This window comes from Microbulbifer agarilyticus, from assembly GCF_001999945.1.
Lineage (GTDB): Bacteria > Pseudomonadota > Gammaproteobacteria > Pseudomonadales > Cellvibrionaceae > Microbulbifer > Microbulbifer agarilyticus_A.
In genome coordinates, this window is the sequence record NZ_CP019650.1 from 2,023,312 (window position 1) to 2,041,031 (window position 17,720).

Annotated in this window: 16 protein-coding genes; 15 read left to right on the plus strand and 1 reads right to left on the minus strand. The window is 54.2% G+C overall.

The window, feature by feature from the left end; genetic code table 11:
• Position 1 precedes the first annotated feature (1 nt).
• The 15 genes from gspF (at position 2) to Mag101_RS08250 (ending at position 14,284) form a co-directional block, all read left to right on the plus strand.
• Positions 2-1,222, plus strand: a complete 1,221-nt coding sequence (gspF, locus tag Mag101_RS08180; RefSeq protein WP_077403311.1) for a type II secretion system inner membrane protein GspF — start codon at positions 2-4, stop codon at positions 1,220-1,222.
• A 52-nt stretch (positions 1,223-1,274) separates the two neighbouring features.
• Positions 1,275-1,703, plus strand: a complete 429-nt coding sequence (gene gspG / locus Mag101_RS08185) for a type II secretion system major pseudopilin GspG (protein ID WP_077403314.1) — start codon at positions 1,275-1,277, stop codon at positions 1,701-1,703.
• Positions 1,704-1,723: 20 nt separating this feature from the next.
• Positions 1,724-2,323 carry a type II secretion system minor pseudopilin GspH gene (gspH, locus tag Mag101_RS08190; RefSeq protein ID WP_077403317.1) on the plus strand — a complete coding sequence of 200 codons (600 nt, stop codon included), beginning with the start codon at positions 1,724-1,726 and terminating at the stop codon, positions 2,321-2,323.
• Positions 2,313-2,723, plus strand: coding sequence for a type II secretion system minor pseudopilin GspI (gspI, locus tag Mag101_RS08195; protein WP_077403320.1), 411 nt, complete (start codon positions 2,313-2,315; stop codon positions 2,721-2,723). The genes gspH and gspI overlap by 11 nt, the downstream gene beginning before the upstream one ends.
• Before the next feature lie 7 nt (positions 2,724-2,730).
• Positions 2,731-3,609, plus strand: a complete 879-nt coding sequence (gene gspJ, locus Mag101_RS08200; RefSeq protein ID WP_077403323.1) for a type II secretion system minor pseudopilin GspJ — start codon at positions 2,731-2,733, stop codon at positions 3,607-3,609.
• 5 nt (positions 3,610-3,614) lie between these two features.
• On the plus strand, positions 3,615-4,673 hold the full coding sequence (gene gspK, locus Mag101_RS08205) for a type II secretion system minor pseudopilin GspK (protein ID WP_232325202.1): 1,059 nt from the start codon (positions 3,615-3,617) through the stop codon (positions 4,671-4,673).
• A gap of 12 nt (positions 4,674-4,685) precedes the next feature.
• Complete coding sequence (gspL, locus tag Mag101_RS08210; RefSeq protein WP_198040137.1) at positions 4,686-5,996, plus strand: type II secretion system protein GspL; 1,311 nt, start codon at positions 4,686-4,688, stop codon at positions 5,994-5,996.
• Between the two features lie 27 nt (positions 5,997-6,023).
• Positions 6,024-6,512: a type II secretion system protein GspM gene (gene gspM, locus Mag101_RS08215; protein WP_077403332.1), complete on the plus strand. Its 489-nt coding sequence runs from the start codon at positions 6,024-6,026 to the stop codon at positions 6,510-6,512.
• Positions 6,513-6,704: 192 nt separating this feature from the next.
• Positions 6,705-6,974: a hypothetical protein gene (locus Mag101_RS08220; protein WP_010130445.1), complete on the plus strand. Its 270-nt coding sequence runs from the start codon at positions 6,705-6,707 to the stop codon at positions 6,972-6,974.
• Positions 6,975-7,210: 236 nt separating this feature from the next.
• Positions 7,211-7,417 (plus strand): DUF2788 domain-containing protein, encoded by a 207-nt coding sequence (locus Mag101_RS08225; RefSeq protein ID WP_010130444.1) that lies wholly within the window; start codon positions 7,211-7,213, stop codon positions 7,415-7,417.
• 49 nt (positions 7,418-7,466) lie between these two features.
• Entirely contained in the window at positions 7,467-9,671 is a 2,205-nt protein-coding gene (locus Mag101_RS08230) for a hybrid sensor histidine kinase/response regulator (RefSeq protein ID WP_077403335.1), read from the plus strand.
• Positions 9,672-9,916: 245 nt separating this feature from the next.
• On the plus strand, positions 9,917-10,918 hold the full coding sequence (locus Mag101_RS08235; protein ID WP_077403338.1) for a glycosyltransferase family 2 protein: 1,002 nt from the start codon (positions 9,917-9,919) through the stop codon (positions 10,916-10,918).
• Entirely contained in the window at positions 10,908-12,365 is a 1,458-nt protein-coding gene (locus Mag101_RS08240; protein WP_077403341.1) for an ArnT family glycosyltransferase, read from the plus strand. Before Mag101_RS08235 ends, Mag101_RS08240 begins: the two co-directional genes overlap by 11 nt.
• A 20-nt stretch (positions 12,366-12,385) precedes the next feature.
• A complete protein-coding gene (locus Mag101_RS08245; RefSeq protein ID WP_232325203.1) occupies positions 12,386-13,048 on the plus strand; it encodes a response regulator transcription factor in 663 nt (220 codons plus the stop codon).
• The gene (locus Mag101_RS08250; RefSeq protein ID WP_077403344.1) at positions 13,049-14,284 is read left to right on the plus strand and encodes a sensor histidine kinase; all 1,236 of its coding nucleotides are present in this window, start codon (positions 13,049-13,051) and stop codon (positions 14,282-14,284) included.
• Between the two features lie 76 nt (positions 14,285-14,360).
• On the opposite strand, the gene Mag101_RS08255 is transcribed toward Mag101_RS08250, so the two are convergent.
• Complete coding sequence (locus tag Mag101_RS08255; RefSeq protein WP_077403347.1) at positions 14,361-17,498, minus strand: TonB-dependent receptor; 3,138 nt, start codon at positions 17,496-17,498, stop codon at positions 14,361-14,363.
• Positions 17,499-17,720 lie beyond the last annotated feature (222 nt).

Genomic DNA, 17,720 nt, shown 5'->3' on the forward strand with positions numbered 1-17,720 from the left:
TATGGGTGCATTCGAGTACACAGCGCTGAACAGTGGTGGCCGCAAGAATCGCGGCACGCTGGAGGCCGACAGCGCCAAAGCGGCACGTCAGCAACTGCGCGCTAAAGGGCTGATTCCTTTGGAAGTGGCGGCAGCTTCTGGTGAGGCGGCCGGGCAAGCGGCGGGGAGCCTGTTTGGCGGTAGCCCCGGTCTGGGCATCAAGCCGCTGGCTCTGCTTACCCGTCAAATTGCAACGCTGTTGCGCGCCGGTATTCCCCTCGAAGAAACCCTCAGTGCCATTGCCAACCAGACTCGCAACCAGAAGGTGCGGCGCATTGTGTTGGCGATTCGGGCAAAAGTGCTCGAAGGTCACAGTCTGGCTCAGGCGCTGGGGAGCTTCCCAAGAGCATTTCCCAAACTCTACCGCGCGACCGTTGAGGCCGGCGAACACTCCGGGCACCTGGACGGGGTGCTGGAACGGCTGGCGGACTACACCGAGAGCCAGCAGCAGTTCCGGCAGAAGGTGCAGCTGGCACTGATCTATCCCATCGTGCTGGTGGTGATCTGTATCTTGGTGGTGACTGGGCTCATGGTTTACGTTGTGCCCGACGTGATTGAGGTCTTTACCGGTACCGGGCAGACTCTCCCCATGGCGACGCGTATTCTGGTCTCCATCAGCGATTTTATTTCCGCCTGGGGCTGGATGATCCCTCCGGCGATCATCTTGATGGTAGTTGGCTGGCTGCTACTGCTGCGTCGGCCCGGTTTCCGCTACCGCTACCATCACCGCCTACTGGAAATGCCGGTTATCGGTTGGCTGGCACGTGGTGGGCAGAGCGCACGCTACGTGGGTACGCTCGCCATCCTGACCGGCAGCAGCGTACCGCTGGTGCAGGCCATGGGTATTGCCAGCGGTGTAATGGGTAATGACTATTTGAAAGAGCGCCTGCTCATCGCGCAGAAATTTGTGCGAGAGGGCGGCAGCCTGAGAAAAGCATTGGAAGACGTGGAATACTTCCCGCCAATGATGACTTACATGATTGCCAGTGGTGAATCCTCTGGCACACTGGACCAAATGCTGGTGCGTGCGGCTGAAAACCAGGAGCGCGACCTGCAGGGAGCGGTGACGGCATTCGTCAGTCTGTTTGAGCCGATCATGCTGCTGTTAATGGCGGGTATTGTTCTGTTTATCGTGATGGCCATCATGATGCCGATCATGAGCATGAACCAATTAGTAGTGTGACCTGTCCTTGTTTGAGGGTGGGTGTTTAAGATTTGTAAACGCGAGGTGAGAAATGAGCAATTTGCGTAAACAGAAGGGTTTTACCCTGATCGAGATCATGGTGGTGATCGTGATTCTCGGTGTTCTCGGCGCTTTGGTAGTACCGAACATCATGGGGCGTACCGGTGAGGCGCGCATCAAAGCGGCGACTGTGGATTTGAGAGCGATCTCAACCGCACTGGATATGTACCGTATGGACAACTTTGTATACCCAAGCTCCGATCAGGGCCTGGGCGCATTGGTGAGCAAGCCGTCCGGTTTCCCAGAGGCGAAAAATTGGGTTGAGCCTTACCTGAAGAAGGCACCCAAGGATCCATGGGGTAACGAGTACCAATACATCAGCCCCGGAAGCGCCGGTGCCTATGATCTGTTTAGTCTCGGTGCGGACGGTAAGCCCGGCGGTGAGGGCGAATCTGCGGATCTTTTCGCAGCTGAGCTCTAATTTCAGGATTTATTTCTAACATGCGCGTCCCGGCCCGCCATCAGCGGGGGTTTACCCTGATTGAATTGCTGGTGGTGATTGTCATCATCGCTTCGCTTGCTGGCATGGCGACGCTCTCGCTGCGCAATACAGATACTCGCAATTGGACCGGTGAGGTTCAACGGCTGGCCAATCTGTTACAGCTGGTGGCCGATCGCGCACTGATCGATAAAGCTCACTACGGTGTGGTATTTGAAGAGTCGAGTTACCAGGTGGTGCGTTACGACTCTTCGGCGCTCAAATGGCTGGAAGTGGATTTCTCCGCAACCCCCGGCTCCGCCAATGCCAGCCGTTTCATGGCTCACGAACTCCCGCCCAATATGCGTCTTGAAGTTCTGTCGCAAACGGAATTACCCGATGCCGATGGGCAGACAACCAGCTTTTCCCCAAACTCCTCAAGCTCGAAGAAGCAGGACGATGAAGAGATAGCCCCGCAGTTCGCCGCGCTTTCGAGTGGTGAAGTGTTGCCGGTGGAATTGGCGTTTCTGCTGATGCGCAACGGCGATGTCGGTCGCGGCGCGATTATTTCCTACAGCAGCCTGTATGGCATGGAGCTGGAGTGGCAGGCCGATGACTACTAGTCGTACTGGCGGTGCCGCCCGTTCTTTGTCGCCTACGTCACCCGTGTCGAGAGCCCGTGGCTTCACACTGGTCGAGGTGCTGGTGGCGCTGGTGATTTTCGGTGTGATTGCAGCGAGTGTGTTGAAGACGCTTCAGGACAGTGTGCGCCAGCAGGCCGCTCTGGAAGAGCGCCTGACCGCGAATATTGTGGCGCAGCAGGTGCTGGCAGAAATTCGCCTGCGTACGGATTGGCCGCCCCTGGGTAAAGAGACCGAAACGGTCTTGCTGGGGGATCGTGAGTGGGAAGTCTCGGCAGAGGTGAAATCCACCAAAGAGCCGCGTATGCGCCACATCATTGTGCAGGTAGGCTGGCCGGAGAAACCGCCGATTCTCACCGTCGACTCCTGGGTAGCGGAGTAATCGGCCGATGAAATCCTCGCGACTTTGTCCTGACTCGCCGTCACGCTTCCGCCCGCGTAACCCACAGCGTGCTCCTCGTCGCGCCGGTGGTTTTACGTTGATCGAAGTAATGGTGGTGCTGGTCATCGTGTCGATTATTGGTATCGGCTCTTATTCACTACTAGAAACCTTCTTTACCACTGATCGCGTGCTAAATGCTCGCGCAGACGAGATGCGCCAATTGTCTATGGCGATGTATCGCCTGGATGACGACCTGCGTCAGTTTACGCCGCGCCCGGTAAAGAATGGCTACAGCGGCTATGAGCCGGCCTTCAAAGGCGTGACCAACGAATTCGAATTTACGCGCCTGGGCGCGGCAAATCTTACCGGTGACCCTCGCGGTAACCTCCAGCGCCTGCACTATGGCATCGGTTATCCGGATGAGGACGATGACCGTTTCGACTCCCTGGAGGATGATGACACGGTGTTGTTGTTGCGCAGCCGCTGGCGCGTATTGGACCGCGGGCCCGACTCCGAGGCCGTTGTCGAGCCGGTGCTCGACGACATCGTAGAGCTCAATGTGCGTTACTTCGACCGCGATACCCGCGTCTGGTTGTCCCAGTGGCCGCCAGTTTCTTCCGCCACCACACCTGGCGCGGTTGACCTGCGCTTGCCCCAGGCGGTTGAGGTCACGCTGGTAACCCGCACTGGCGGTGAAATGCGTCGATTGTTTTCTCTGCCTGAATTCAACGCGTCCAGCGCTGCATCTGGTGCCAGCTCGGGCGGTGCTTCCGGCGGCGGATCAAACGGCGGTGACCAGAGTAGTGGCGGCAGTAATGGCGGCGCCGGCGGTAATTCTGGTGGCACCGACGGCAATGCAGGCGGCGAAGGAGGGGAGCGTCAGTGAAGTTGATGTCCCTGTCCCGACAGAAAGGCGTGGCACTGATTACCGTACTGCTGGTGATGGTTATCGCCATTGCCGCCATCACACATGCCGTAACTCGCAATCGCTTGGCGATATCGCGCACCAGCGCCATTTTGGCAAACACCCAGCTTGCCGAGTTTGTACATGGGGCCGAGGCGTGGGCGATTATCACGCTGGAAAAAGACTTTATTGAGGATCAGGCCGCGTCCGAGTCCAGTGATAACCTGATGGAACTCTGGGCTCAGAAGCAGGTTGAGTTCAACCCGGATAATGGAAAAATTCGTATTTTAATCAAAGACTTACAGTCTTGTTTTAATGTGAATAATCTGACAGCTCCGCGCTCTGGTGGCGGATCTAGCTCTGGAGCGGGCAGAGGAGGATCTTCCAGTGGCTCGTCTAGCGGTGCTTCTGGTAGCTCGGGTGGCAGTTCAGGTGGCAGTTCAGGTGGTACTGGGGCGCACCAGGTGCTGCAGCGTATGGTGCGCAATCTGGGTGGGCAGCCAGATGTCGCGCTGGCCATCGAAGATTGGCTCGATGCCGGCGACACCCCGTTGGCATCCGGCTCAGAGGATAACGGCTACCTGGGGCTGGAACTCGCCTATCGGACCCCGGATACCTTGATCACCGATCCTTCAGAGCTCCGCGCGGTGCAGGGGATGGAGGCGGAAACCTGGAGTCTGTTGCGTCCGGAGCTCTGTGCGTTACCCGAAGCGGGTACCAGCGTAAATGTGAATACCGCATCGGCCGAGTTGCTGAACGCTATGTACCCGTCGGCGAACATTGCCGGTCTGATCTCTCAGCGTGAATCTGGTGTGGTATTTAGTCAGATGGCTGATCTCACCGCTTTTGATATCACCGGCTCAGGCGAACTGGACTTTAGTACGAGTTACTATGTCGCACATATTGCCGTGCAGTTGGGGTTGGAACACCGCCAGTATTGGGAATCGGTATTGAAACTCGACAACACGACGGGAAAAATACAAGTAATCCAGCGCCAGCGGCGCGAGTTTTCCGGCCAGTTTTTGCAGGAATTATTGGGGGTCTAAGTGAGCCATGAAGTGAAACTATTGCGGTTGCGCGAGACCGGCGACAGTGCGGTAGCACTGGACTGCTGGCGGGAGGCGCAATGGCAGTCGGTGGCCATCGATGAAGATTTCGCGCAGGCCTTCGGTGGCGCGGATCAATTGCCCCCTGTAGCAGCTACGGATGCCGATGCAGTGCCCGCTGAGTCAGGTGTTGAGCTTGCATTCGAGGCAGGCGAGCGCGCGGTCCTTTTGCTCCCAGGCTCCTGGGTGTGGAATGGGCTGGAAACCGTACCCCGTGCGGCTCGCCGTCAAAGCCAGGCGGTGGGTTATATGGTGGAAGAGCAGCTGGCAGAAGATGTTGAAGATCTCCATTTTACCTGCGAGGCGGTGAACGGCGATTTGTGTAGTGTCATGGCTGTGGGGAGCCTGAAGCTGGCGACGCTCAAGGCGCAGATCGAGCGACTCGGTTGGCCGGTCACTGCTGCGATTCCCGAATATCGATTGCTGGCGAGCCTTGAGCAGGGCTCTGGTGTCTGGCTGGAGCCGTCATGGGCGCATTTCTGGGATGCACGTGGCCGCGGGCTTTCCGTGCAGCGTCCACTGGCCGGCGTAGTGGCCGAGAGTCTCTTGGAGGTGACGGACGCATCCGAACAGGCGCCGGAAGAGGGCGGCGATGAAGTCGCTTCGGTCGCGCCAGAGGGGCGTGCCACTTTATCCCTACTGGGTGATGCCACTGAATTGGAACTCGCAACCCTGCAACAGCTTGGCGAGGTTCAGGTGCTGGAAAAAGCGCCGGAAGCGCTATTCCTCGAACACCTAAAGCCGTCGGTACCGGGGAATCTACTGAGTGGAGCCTATCAGGTAACGTTGCAGTCGGATGAAGGGCCCTGGTGGAAAAAGCCCGCCATTGCAGTGGTCGCCTGCTTCGTCCTGCAGCTGACATTTTTCATAGGTGCTGGCATTTATTACAAGGTGCAGGCAAGTAATGCGGATAAGCAGGCCCGTGCGTTGTTCGGCGAGATCTTCCCGGGGGATTCGGCCAGTGCAGATCTGCGCCGCCAGATCACTGGTTACCTCAATCAGGCTTCGGGCGGTGGTGGCGAATTTGCCGGTCAGCTCGAACAATTGAGCGGTGTCTGGGGCAGTGGTAATAGCGGCGGCTTGAAGCTGCAATCGCTGCGCTTTGACGGCGGGCGAGGAGAGCTGGTGCTGCAACTGCGTGCCGCCAATCTGGGCCAGCTGGATAGCGCGGTGAATAAGCTGGGGCAAGGCCAGTACCGCGCCGAGTTGTTGGCAGCGAATGAGCTCGAAAATGGTGTTTCCGGCCGTATACGTTTGCGCTAATTGCGCAACAGCAAAGAAAGATTTCTTATGAATCAGACAATTGAACAGTGGCGCCAGAAGTGGACCGCATTGCCGCCCAGCGATCAGCGCGCATTGGGCACCCTGGGGTTGTTTCTCGGCGTTATCATCATCGTGTTTGGCTTGTTCAAACCTGCACAATCCTTCTTTGAAGGCGCTCACGCGGAGGCCGAGGCATCTCGCGAGCTAGTGGCCTGGATCGAAAAGCAGCGCCCGCAGCTGGAGCGCGTGCAAAGGAATACCGGTGGCCAGTCACAAGCGCAGGGCACCTTGCTGCAGCGGGTCACCGCAGCCGCAAAAAACCATAAGTTGACCATCAAACGTTTTGAGCCCGAGGGTGATGGCCGTATTCGTCTGTGGATTGACGAGGCGCGCTATCAAGATTTGCAGCCCTGGTTAAATACATTGCTTCAGCAGCGCTTTGTCATTCGCTCAATCAGCATCGATTCACTGGCTGAAGAGGGCATGATTTCCGCACGTTTGACGCTCGAGCGATAGTTCGGCTCAGCCACCCTTGGTTTTACTTATCTTTTCGTTTTTCGTGAACCTTTTACGCCTTTAAACCCATATTTGGTACGATTTTCTAGGTCTGCATTCGAGTGTTGGCTTGGAATCTTTATAGATTGGCATCCCGGGTGGCGCAGTTTTCTCCCTATACTGGAAGGTAGTACGAGGAAATAGGGGCCAACCATGCTGTTGAGAGATTCCGAAGGTAATCACCTGATCGACGTTGCCGATATCGTAACGCTGGCTAACCCATACGAACTGACCGTCGTCGGGCGCTATCTGTGGGGTGAAGAGGTTCAGGACCCGGAAGTGTTCGACAAGTCTCGCCTGCGCTTTCTGTCCGGGGAATCGCTGCCGCGTTGCTGGCATGACAGTCGGTATCGTGACCGAGAGGTCCGCCGCGTCAAATGCGGCACCAAGGCGGATGACAGCGACTACTATCAAGGCGCGTAAGCACAGTTCGATAGCTGTCTAGCTTCCGTCCGATAAACGCATAGGCGTGATTCTGCGCTAGGGCATCATCACGAGGCCGAGTGGTTAGCCAAAACCCTCGGTTTTTCGCTGTGTCTTCGTGGTTTCACGCCAAAAGCTCCTATACAATACGCGCCAATTTTTGCGCCGACACTTTCGTTGGCAGCATTTGCCAGCGCCCGGGATCTTACTGGGGAAACGCGTTTAGAAGAGGTTGCATGAGCTTCGAACTGTTTGAAGAGTATTCCCTGATCGTCGGTATTGGTGGCCTGATTCTGTTTATGATGTTTATTGTGTGGAATCTGGCCAAAGAATCCAAAGCGGGTCGTTTCGGTACCTTTATCTTGTTCACGGCGCTTGGCCTCGGCTTGCTGGGTTTTGTGATAAAGACCGTGCTGGTGGAAGTCATGGGGTTGGGCCAGTAGCCCGCCGCCGTGACGTTTCGGATACAGGGAGCGTTTCCCGGATACCTTTATGCCTTTATTTGATCACCCCGAACTCAAGGTGCAGAAAGATCGCCGTGTGTGCCGTAACACGGATACGCGCATCGCGAAATATAGTCGCCGTGGCATGCTGTTCAGCTTGCTGGCGTTTGCGGTTGCGGTGGCCATCGGGGAACTGCGTGTTACTGCCCCCAAGCTGGTATTGGTACTTGCGCTCGTTCTGGTACTGCTGACTCTGGTCCGCGCCTACTACGTATTCCGCTTTGATAACCTGTATGCCACAGGCCCCAAGCGCTGGCGGAGCCGCTACTTCATAGCATCTACCGCTGGTGCGGTTTGGTGGGGTGTCATCCTGCTGAGCCATGTGTTTTTGCTTGGGTTTTCTCCTGCGACCCAGTTTCTGTGGCTCTATACCGTCGTATTCTGCGCGAGTGTCGCATCCGTTTTCTCTCCATATTACCGATTCCTCACCTGGTTTCTGGCTGGTTCCCTGGTGCCTGCGGCGCTGCAGGGGTTTATGACCGCCGACATTCTCGGCGCTATCTATGGCGCGCTCACTCTGACTTTTGTCTGGCTAATGGCTCATCAGGCCCGCCGCGAGTCCGAGAACTACTGGGACCGCGTGGCCGCCATGCAGGCGCTTCAGCAAAAAGCCAGCAACCTCGCAGAGGCTCGCAAACACTCGGATGCGGCCGTTGAGGTTACCAATGAGTTTCTCGCCAATGTGGGCCAGGAATTCCGCAGCCAGCTCTCCGATTCTCTGGGTGCCCTGGCACTGCTTGAAGGTGACCGCCTGTCGGAGCGCCAGCAGGAATGGATTCGTCTGGCCAAGAACGCCTGTAACCAGCAACTGAAGTTGGTGGATAACGTGGGTATGTTTACCCGAGTTGCGCGCAAGGATATTCACTTGCGACGTGCGCCATTCAACCTGGTGCGGACCATGGAGAAGGCGTTTAAGTTCGCCGCCCGTGCTGCTCAGCGCCAGCGGCTGGAGTTTAATTTCCAGATTAGCGAAGACCTGCCGGTAATGGTGACCGGTGACAATCGTAAAACCGCACAGTTGATCCGCAATCTGGTGGACTCCGCTACGGTAATCGCCGATACGGGTGAGCTCTGGGGTGAGGCGACTTTCGAGCAGGTCGGTACCGACGAGGGACAGCTGACGCTCAAACTGGTCGATAACGGTCGCGGGGAGATTTTACCGGACGAGTCGGAACTGTTCGGCGCCTTTTCACGCATGGATACCACTCAGGTCACCACCGGATTGGGCCTCAGCATCGCCAAGGGGCTCGCAGAAGCCATGGGTGGCTACCTGCAGTTGCATTCGTCGCCTGAAGGAAATCGCTACCAGGTGGTGATTAAATTTGAGATTGAGCCCAATCAGCGTATCTACCTGCAGCCAGATCGCCGCCTGCAAGATACTGAGGTATTGCTGTTACACCAGCGTGGGTTGTTTGTCGGCGGTATTACGCAAATGCTGGAATCCTTCGGTATGGAGATTTCGTGCAAGGCGTGGGATGACGGTAGCACCGAACCCATGGATGAGTTGCTCCAGTTTATGGAGCGGGGGCAACTGGTGGTGCTCGCGCCCGCGGCAGGGGATGGGTGTTTGCTGAGCGGCGTCACACAGGCTATACATTCGATCTCGAATGACAGTGCCAAATTTCCGCTGTTGTGCCTGGGTGGCTATAGCCACAAATTGGAGTTTGCACCGCTGGCCGCTGCAGACCCGGAAGCACAGTACCTTCCACGACCGGTGACACGGAAAGAGTTTCACGATGCCCTCGTTGTGCGCCTTTTTGGCGGTCACAAAAAGATCAGCCGTCGCGTGGTCGGCAACCATTCGGAAGTGAATCGTAAAAACCGTTTATTGCTGATTGAGGAATCTCGTCAACACCAGGGTGTCACCGAAGAAATGGTGCAGGCTCTCGGATACCAAGTGGAAGTGGTTCCGTCCGTGGAGTCCGCTCTGGCACTGCTTCCAGACCAGAACTTTGATCTTGTGCTGGTGGATTGCCAGCAGAACACTGCGCACAGTGCCGAGATTATTGAGCAGCTGCGGATCTGGGAGGGTGAGTATTCCCCCGATGACCGTTTGCCCATCGTCGCTCTGACCAGTACCACGGAAGAGCAGTTCGAAGGCCGTTGTCTCGCTGCCGGTATGGACGACTTCCTTACCAAGCCGTTGAGCAAAGACAGCTTGGCGGAAACGTTGGAGCGCTGGTTAGGGGAATAAGCGCTCCAGGTAATGATCCCGAGTAAAAAGGCCTGTCTACGACAGGCCTTTTTTGTATCTGACTTTTGGGCTTCAGGCACTAGGCGCGCCGGAAGCGCATCAGGTTTTCCCTAAAGCATGATTTAACGAGTAAATTTCCCAAGGATCGTGCGCAATTGAAATAGGGGACTCTTGTCACGGTAATGGACATTTCGTAGACCTGGCCACACGTATCCTTCGCTCAACTTCATTTGTTGAGAAAAGTTATGCACGTGATCAGTCAAGGCGCTGTGTACAAAGGAGATGTCACGCTCAGCATTATCGTTCCAGTGTTCAATGAACAAGAGGTACTGGAACTATTTCATCATCGACTTCTCAGGGTTCTCAGTACCCTCGACGAAGATACCTTCGAAATCCTCTATATCAACGATGGCAGTAGCGACCGCAGTTGGGAGATACTCCAGACTCTCTCCGCGATTAACGCAGACATTCACTGCATCAATTTGACGCGCAATTTTGGTAAAGAAGCAGCGTTAACAGCCGGTATTGAACATGCCCGTGGGCAGGCGATCACGATACTCGATGCTGACCTGCAAGATCCTCCTGAACTCATTCCCGAAATGCTCGCTGCCTGGCGATGTGGCTATGACGTCGTCAACATGAAGCGCTCAGCGCGCCTCGGTGAGTCGAAGTTCAAGGTGTGGACCGCCCATCTCTACTACCGAATACTCGATTATCTTTCAGATGCACCGGTTGAGCGCGATGTAGGTGATTTCCGATTAATCAGTCGCCGAGTTGTCGAAAACATCAAGCTGCTTAATGAGCGCAACCGATATATGAAGGGCATTCTGTCGTGGCCCGGTTATAAGAAAGCCACCATCGAATTCGATCGGCCACAGCGTGCCGATGGCGATACAAAGTGGTCATTTCTCCAGCTGGTTCGCCTTGGTGTTTCCGGGATCACCGCATTTAGCGTGAAACCCCTGAGGTTGTCGACCTGGGCTGGGGCGCTCATTTCCCTTGCCGCCTTTGCGTATGGCCTATGGGTCCTCGCGAAGACGGTCGTGTTTGGTGAACCGGTTGCCGGATACCCCTCAATGATGTTGATGCAGCTCTTTCTGGGCGGTGTCCAGCTCATCGCGGTGGGTGTGCTGGGTGAGTATGTCGGGAGAATATTTTCAGAGGTAAAAGCGCGGCCCATTTATCTGGTGATGGATATTGAGCATAAACCGCAGGCAAATGGGGTGGTAAAAAAGCATGCGTCCTGATGATTCAATGTTTGCAGATAGTGAACGCAGTATTGTTTACTGGGCCGGAATATTAATTCTCGCCATTGTGACGTTTCGGCTGATCTCCCTGGGCCTGTATCCACTCTACGATACGACGGAGGCCCGATACGGGGAGATGGCGCGCCTGATGCTCGAAACCCAAAACTGGATTACGCCGCAATACGATTACGGTGTCCCTTTCTGGGGCAAGCCTCCGTTCCATACCTGGATCAGTGCGGCTAGCTTTTCATTGTTTGGGGTTAGCGAATTTGTCGCGCGTCTTCCGCATTTTGTTTGCGGAGTTGTCAGCCTGTTTATGGTGTATGGCTTCGCTCGCACGTTTTTGGGTCGAAGCACCGCGACCTTTGCCGCGCTCGTCTTCGCTTCCTGTATTGGAACGATTGTCGCCATTGGTATGGTGATGACCGACAGCGCATTATTGATGGCGTGTACGCTTGCCATGGTGAGCTTCTGGCTTAGCTATTCCGGGCGGAACCGCTCACTGTTTGGTCACCTGTTTTTTGTTGCCATTTCCTTGGGTATGTTGATTAAGGGCCCTGTGGCCGTGGTGATTATCGGGATCGCACTGGTGTTTTGGAGTGTGTGGCAGGGCGTATTGCTGAACGCGATTCGCAGTTTGCCTTGGTCAACCGGATTGCCCTTGTGCCTTGTTTTGACCCTGCCGTGGTATATATGGGCAGAGATCCGGACTCCAGGTTTCCTCGAGTACTTTATTGTCGGTGAACATATCCAGCGCTTTCTGGTTTCCGGCTGGGAAGGGGATTTGTACGGGTCTGCCCACGACAAACCGCGCGGGATGATTTGGTTGTTCTGGTTGGTTTGTGCCTTTCCGTGGTCATTCTGGATTCTCAAGTCGGGCTTCCGACGTTTATTTGGTGGTAAGCCACTAAAGAGTAAAGCAGAACAGGGCGCCTCCCAAACCGCTTCACTTAATCGTTACCTGATTGCTTGGATGGTGGCTCCTCTACTGCTGTTTACATTGGCAGGTAATATTCTTCCAACCTACGTGCTACCCGGATTTAGCGCCATGGCGCTGCTTGTGGCTACAAACAATCCATTGACCCGCAGCTCCCTATATATGGCACTGCTTTCCCTGTTTGTGCTCGCGATTCTTGTTGGGGTAGTTGGGCTGGGCAAACTGAATAAGCCGAACGAATCGGTGCTGCTACGGTCTGAAATGCAGGCCATCGGTACTGCTGACCTATACTACTGGGGCCATCGTCCGTACAGCGCGCAATTCTACTCTGATGGCAATGCCAAACTGCTGGATGATGATGAGCACTTTGCCTCTCTTCTGCAGCAGAGGATCCCGTTCTTTCTCGTGATCGATCATCGTAAATACCGGAAGTTCGAAGCTGAAATCGACTCTGTGTGCAGAAGCACAAGAGTACTGGATGATCGCGCACTGTATGTTTGTCATCCCTGATACTGGAGATGTACTTGAACGTGCTATTGGTGGAGGATTCCAAGAACGTTGCCGAGGTGATCTTTGACTACTTCGAGGAAAGTGCGATTACCCTGGACTATGCCGCAACGGGAACCTCGGGGCTGAACCTTGCCCGCTCAAAGAAATACGATTGTATTGTCATGGATCTCATGCTTCCTGGTCTCGATGGCTTAAAAGTGTGTGAGCTGTTGCGGGAAGATGGCAACAATACCCCGATCATTATGCTAACTGCGCGGGATACCGATGCGGATATGTTGTCCGGATTCAAGCAGGGTGCTGATGACTACATCGTAAAGCCTTTCAATATCGAACTTCTCGAGGCGCGTATTCATAGCCTGGTAAAGCGGTACTCCGGTCAGGGATATAAAACCATCTTGGCATCCGGTGACCTGAAGCTCGACCTGACCACGCATCAAGTCTGGCGGAACGGCAACGAAATCCGGCTTTCACCCAGTTGCTTCAAAATATTGCAGGTGTTGATGGAGCGGAGCCCAGAAGTCGTAACGCGAGAAGAAATAGAGGGTATGTTATGGCAGGACGATATGCCGGATACCGATATTTTACGGAAGCATATCTATCAGTTGCGTCTAAAAATTGACAAGCCTTTCGAAGATGAAATTATTGAGACGATACCCAAGGTCGGATATCGGCTAAAAAGCTAGATGGCAAAAGATAACACCACTGCCGGCATAATCGTTCGGACTTATATGGTCGGGGCGCTTTTCTTACTTGTGTTCTATGGTGTCATTTTCTACAACTTGACGCTGTATACAGAAGATAGGAATAGCGAGAAGCGGCTACAGCTATTGAGCGAGTACTATAGCGAGAAGTACGATCTTGCAGACTTCGATACCATTCAGATCGATCCGTTGTTGACCATCTATGGTGATTATTCAAACTTGCCCGATACGCTCAGTGCGCAGTTTTCAGAGAGCTGGGTAGGTGCCACAACGTTTCACATCGATAATGACGAAGAATATAGCGTGCTCGCGCAAAGGATTGCATCGGCTAGCGGAAATCAGACGATTTACTTTGTCGAAGCCATCGGTTCCGTCGAACTTGATCAGGTGGATATCATCCTGTTCCAGTCAATGCTCACCGGTGCCGGTATTTTTCTATTTTTGATTGCGGCAGCTTATATCACAAGAAGTGCGAGGAAAATTGGCGGGCCTATATCTAGCCTGTCGAACCAGCTTGAGGCCTCCGAAAGTGATTTCTCACCGATCAACCTCTCTGGCCACCTTCCGGACGAAACCAAGCAGATGCTTTCGTCGGTAAATGCCTATCGAGCGCGTATCAAAAGGGCATTGCACCGGGAGCAATTGTTTACTCGTTATATTAGCCATGAGTTGCGCACCCCACTGACGGTAATCAAGGGTAGTTTGAGCGTGTTGAGGAAGTCTGGGAACGATAAAACACTCAAGCATGTAGGGCTGATGTCGACCTCTGTGGCTGAGATGGAGGAGTTGACGCAGACATTTCTGCTGTTAGCGCGCGAAAAACTTGATCGGGATGTGGTGGCGGTCGACGAACAGCTTGTCGACCGGCTGTTAGAGAATTTCTCGGGCCTTATTCAGCGGAATGAGGTGCATGTAACTCGGGTGTTGTCAGCGCCTTTCTCTCTTGATGCGCATCCACAGCTGTTTTCCGCGGTCATCAATAACCTACTAAAAAACGCAATTAACTGTAGCTTGGGTGGCAAAGTATCCATTTTCTTATCCCCGGAGCGAATCGATGTTATCGATAATGGCGTGGGTCTCGGAGAAAAGCCCCGTGGGTACGAAGGGTTTGGTATTGGGCTAAAAATTGTTAACGACATCTGTGACAAGTATGGATGGATGTTTAAATTAGAACCCAACCCGTCCAGGGGCTGCACGGCGACGGTGTTGTTGAAGTAGCAGTGGGGCAGGGAAACGAAATGGCCCGTCGAAACGGGCCACCTCTATTTGTCGGGTAATCGGGTGCCGGATGCGATTAAAAGTCGTATTTCAGTCCCAGTTTTACCCGCCAGGTTGATTCTGCAGCTTCGAAGCGGCTGAAGTTCCGACTCTCCAGACCACCAAATGGTTCGTCGTACACGTATTGCCCCTGGTCATTGATGTCGAACGCGAACAATTTCTGCTGTGGATACTGGATATCGTAGACCTTGCCCCAGTCCTCATTTAGCAGGTTGGCAAAGTTGTCGATGGTCAGGTACACCAAGCCACGGTGTTCTGCCATGAATCCGGGCACCTCCTGACTGATTGCCAGATCCATGGTCGTCACCCACGGCATATTGTCCGAGTACTTCTCAATAAAACCACCCGCATTGCCCGCGACGCCAACCGCGCGTGCCATTTCCATGATCTCTGCATAACTAAGCCCATTTTCAAAGTCGACAAGCGGGTCATCGGCACCCGACGGAATGTAGGCCAGGTAAACATCGGAGTCGTCAAAACTTGGCTGATCACCGAAGTCATCATCGCGGTAGGAGTCCAGCGTCCACGAGAATGGGCGGCCGGACCGACGCTCCATAAACAGATTGAAATTGGTGGCATAGCCCTGGATAAACTCGGTACGGTAGCCGAGATTTAACACAAAACGGTGTTCAATTTCATAGTAGGCAGTGCCCTCAAGGGGTTGATTCCGATTTTCCATTACTTCGTACTGGAAATTTGATTCCGCAGTGGAGCTAGTGCCTGGGTTTACCTCGGTAATGTCCTGATTTGTGTAGGAGAGATTGACCGAGAGCCCGTTGTTGAAAGCCTTCTCCAGCGCTGTTGACCAGATAATACTGCGGCCGCCATTATCGACATTGCTCAGTTCAAGGTCGTAGTTGCCTTCGGTATCGGTGCCAGCGTAAACGCTGTCCCAGATGATGCGGTCACCGACACGCTGACCACTGTCGATACGGGAGAGGTCGCGCCAGTGGACGGCATTCTCACGGTCGACAAAGGTCAGTTCGGTGGTCCAGTTGAAGTCTTCCCCGAGTCCCGGCACAGCGAAACTATAATCAGCGGCGAGCTGGTAGCGCCAATCTGAGGGTAGCTCGAAATCCGGGTCAATCGTGTTGGTGCTGCCTGCGCCGGGTGCTAGGGCATTCATAGCGACTTGAGGCACGCGAGTAAATCCTACATCTGCCGCTTCCAGGCTGGTGAAGTAGGCTGCGTCTTTGGTGGTGCCGTCATTAGTGTAGGCATTGGATACCCAAACCAGTGGCATACCACCACTGAAGCGACCGACACCCCCGCGCAAGGTGAGATCGTCCTGCAGTGTCCAGTTGAACCCTACACGTGGCAGGAAGATGTCACGGCCATCAAGATTCTCGGTGTTGCTGAAGCCATAGGTTGCTTCGAAATTTTCATTCCGATTTGGCGCACTGTCGATACTGAGCGTCTCATAGCGCAGTCCAGCCACCAATTCGAATCCGGCGAATGGCTCGAGAGTGGCTTCACCATATAGGGAGTAGGTGGTGCCATTCACATCGTACGCAATATCCTGGATGTTGTTGGTATAGGCATTGCTGTATTCGAAACTGGCAATCTCGCGATTCTCGAAATCATCCAGACTGTCGAATGTCCAGGTTCCCAGTGCATCGCGGCCGTAAAGATTGTAGTTCCAGGTGTCCTCGAGCTCTGCACCAAACCGGTATTGCACGCCTCCCGCCAAGTAGGTGCCATGCACACCGAAGTTCCACACTTCGTTGGCAAGCACATTTGCGTGTCGGTTTTCATCGGCGCCGGCGACGATGGTGCCATTCTCTGTACGAATGTTGATTTCACCCCAATTGGAAGTGGTGAGTGAAGCCTGTTCATAGTCTTTATAGGACAAGTTTATTTCTGTGCTGAATACGTCGTTCCAGTCGGAGAACAGATGCGCCGTGTAGTAGGTGGTGTCCTGAGCCATGGTCCAGAGGTTGGAAGACAGATTTAGCGTGTCGTCGCTATCGGTAAAGTTCCGGGCTGAGCGTGTTTCCTGATTACTGTAAGTGAAGTCTGCACGCTGGTTGTCGGCAATATTCCAATCCAGTTTAACCAGAACCTTCTCATCGCTGTCGGGAGTGGGGGCTGCGCCAATCCCATCGGTTAGCCCATAGGTGTCTTGTAGGATACCGATGGCACGATCGCGTTCAGTGGTAGTAACATCATGGTTGGCGAGGCTGTCTAGGTCATAGTCAAAGGCCACTTCTTCTTCCCACTTTTCGTAGGAGGTAAAAAAGAACAGTTGGTCTTGGATCATCGCGCCGCTAAAGGTCGCGCCGTAGGTTTCCTGTTCTGTATCAATATCGATTTCATTGACAGTGCCATCGGTTGGCAGCCGGTCGTCTTTCGCGGTGCCCGACCACGGCGTACTTTCGAAATAGACGCTGCCCTGATACTCGTTTGTACCAGACTTGGTGACCGCATTGATGCTGCCACCACCGAACTTGCCGGCCCGCGTATTAAACGGCGCATAGGTAATTGAGATTTGCTCTACCGCATCCAAGGAAATAGGCGGGCGGTTCGTAGGGTAGCCATTGGACTGCAAGCCAAATGTATCATTGATGCCTACGCTGTCGATGGTGAGGGCGTTGTATTTTGGGTTGGTGCCGGCAATGCTTAGCTGGTTGCCGTCTGGGCTAACGACTGCCAATGGGTTGGCTCTGATCACCTCTTTGAGATCGCGGCTGAAGGTGGCTGCGGAGGAAATCTGCTCTTCGCCAAATACACTGCTGGAACCACGGTTTTCATAAAACTGTGCTTCGGCGGTCACCACAACTTCTTCAATACTATTGACTTCAAGTGAGTCGCTATCTAGATCGATCGGCAGAACCAGTGGTGTGCCAAGGGTCAGGAAAATGTCGTTGAGGATCTCTTCACCGGAACTAGACTCCACCTTCACAGTGTATGGGCCACCGACGCGTAGTCCCGATACATTGAAGCGGCCGGAATTTCCGCTTTCAATCACACTTTGTGTATTGGAGGGCTGGTGAATAATCGTAATTTTAGCATCGTTTACTGGGCTGCCGGCTTCCGCCGTTATCAGGCCACGAATACTTGAGGTGGTTTGTTGCGCGCTGGCCGGCGACGCAAGGCCCAGAGCTGAAATTACCGCAGCGGAAAGTACTGCGATGGGGAATTGTGTGCGTTTCATGGAACTCTCCTAGTTCTCGCGTTACTGATTTTGACCTGATGAGTGTCTGGTCGTAATGGCTTGTCGTATGCTCGACACTTGCCACGCAACGCTGTGTGTCTCGTTGAATTGGCTTCTATAGCCCACCGCTAAGCAGAGGGTTGCCGTTATTCGGCGCGCCTATTGTTGTGGAGAGTTCTTTCAGGCTGGTGAAGCTAATATTTCGCATTTGTCTCTAATTTG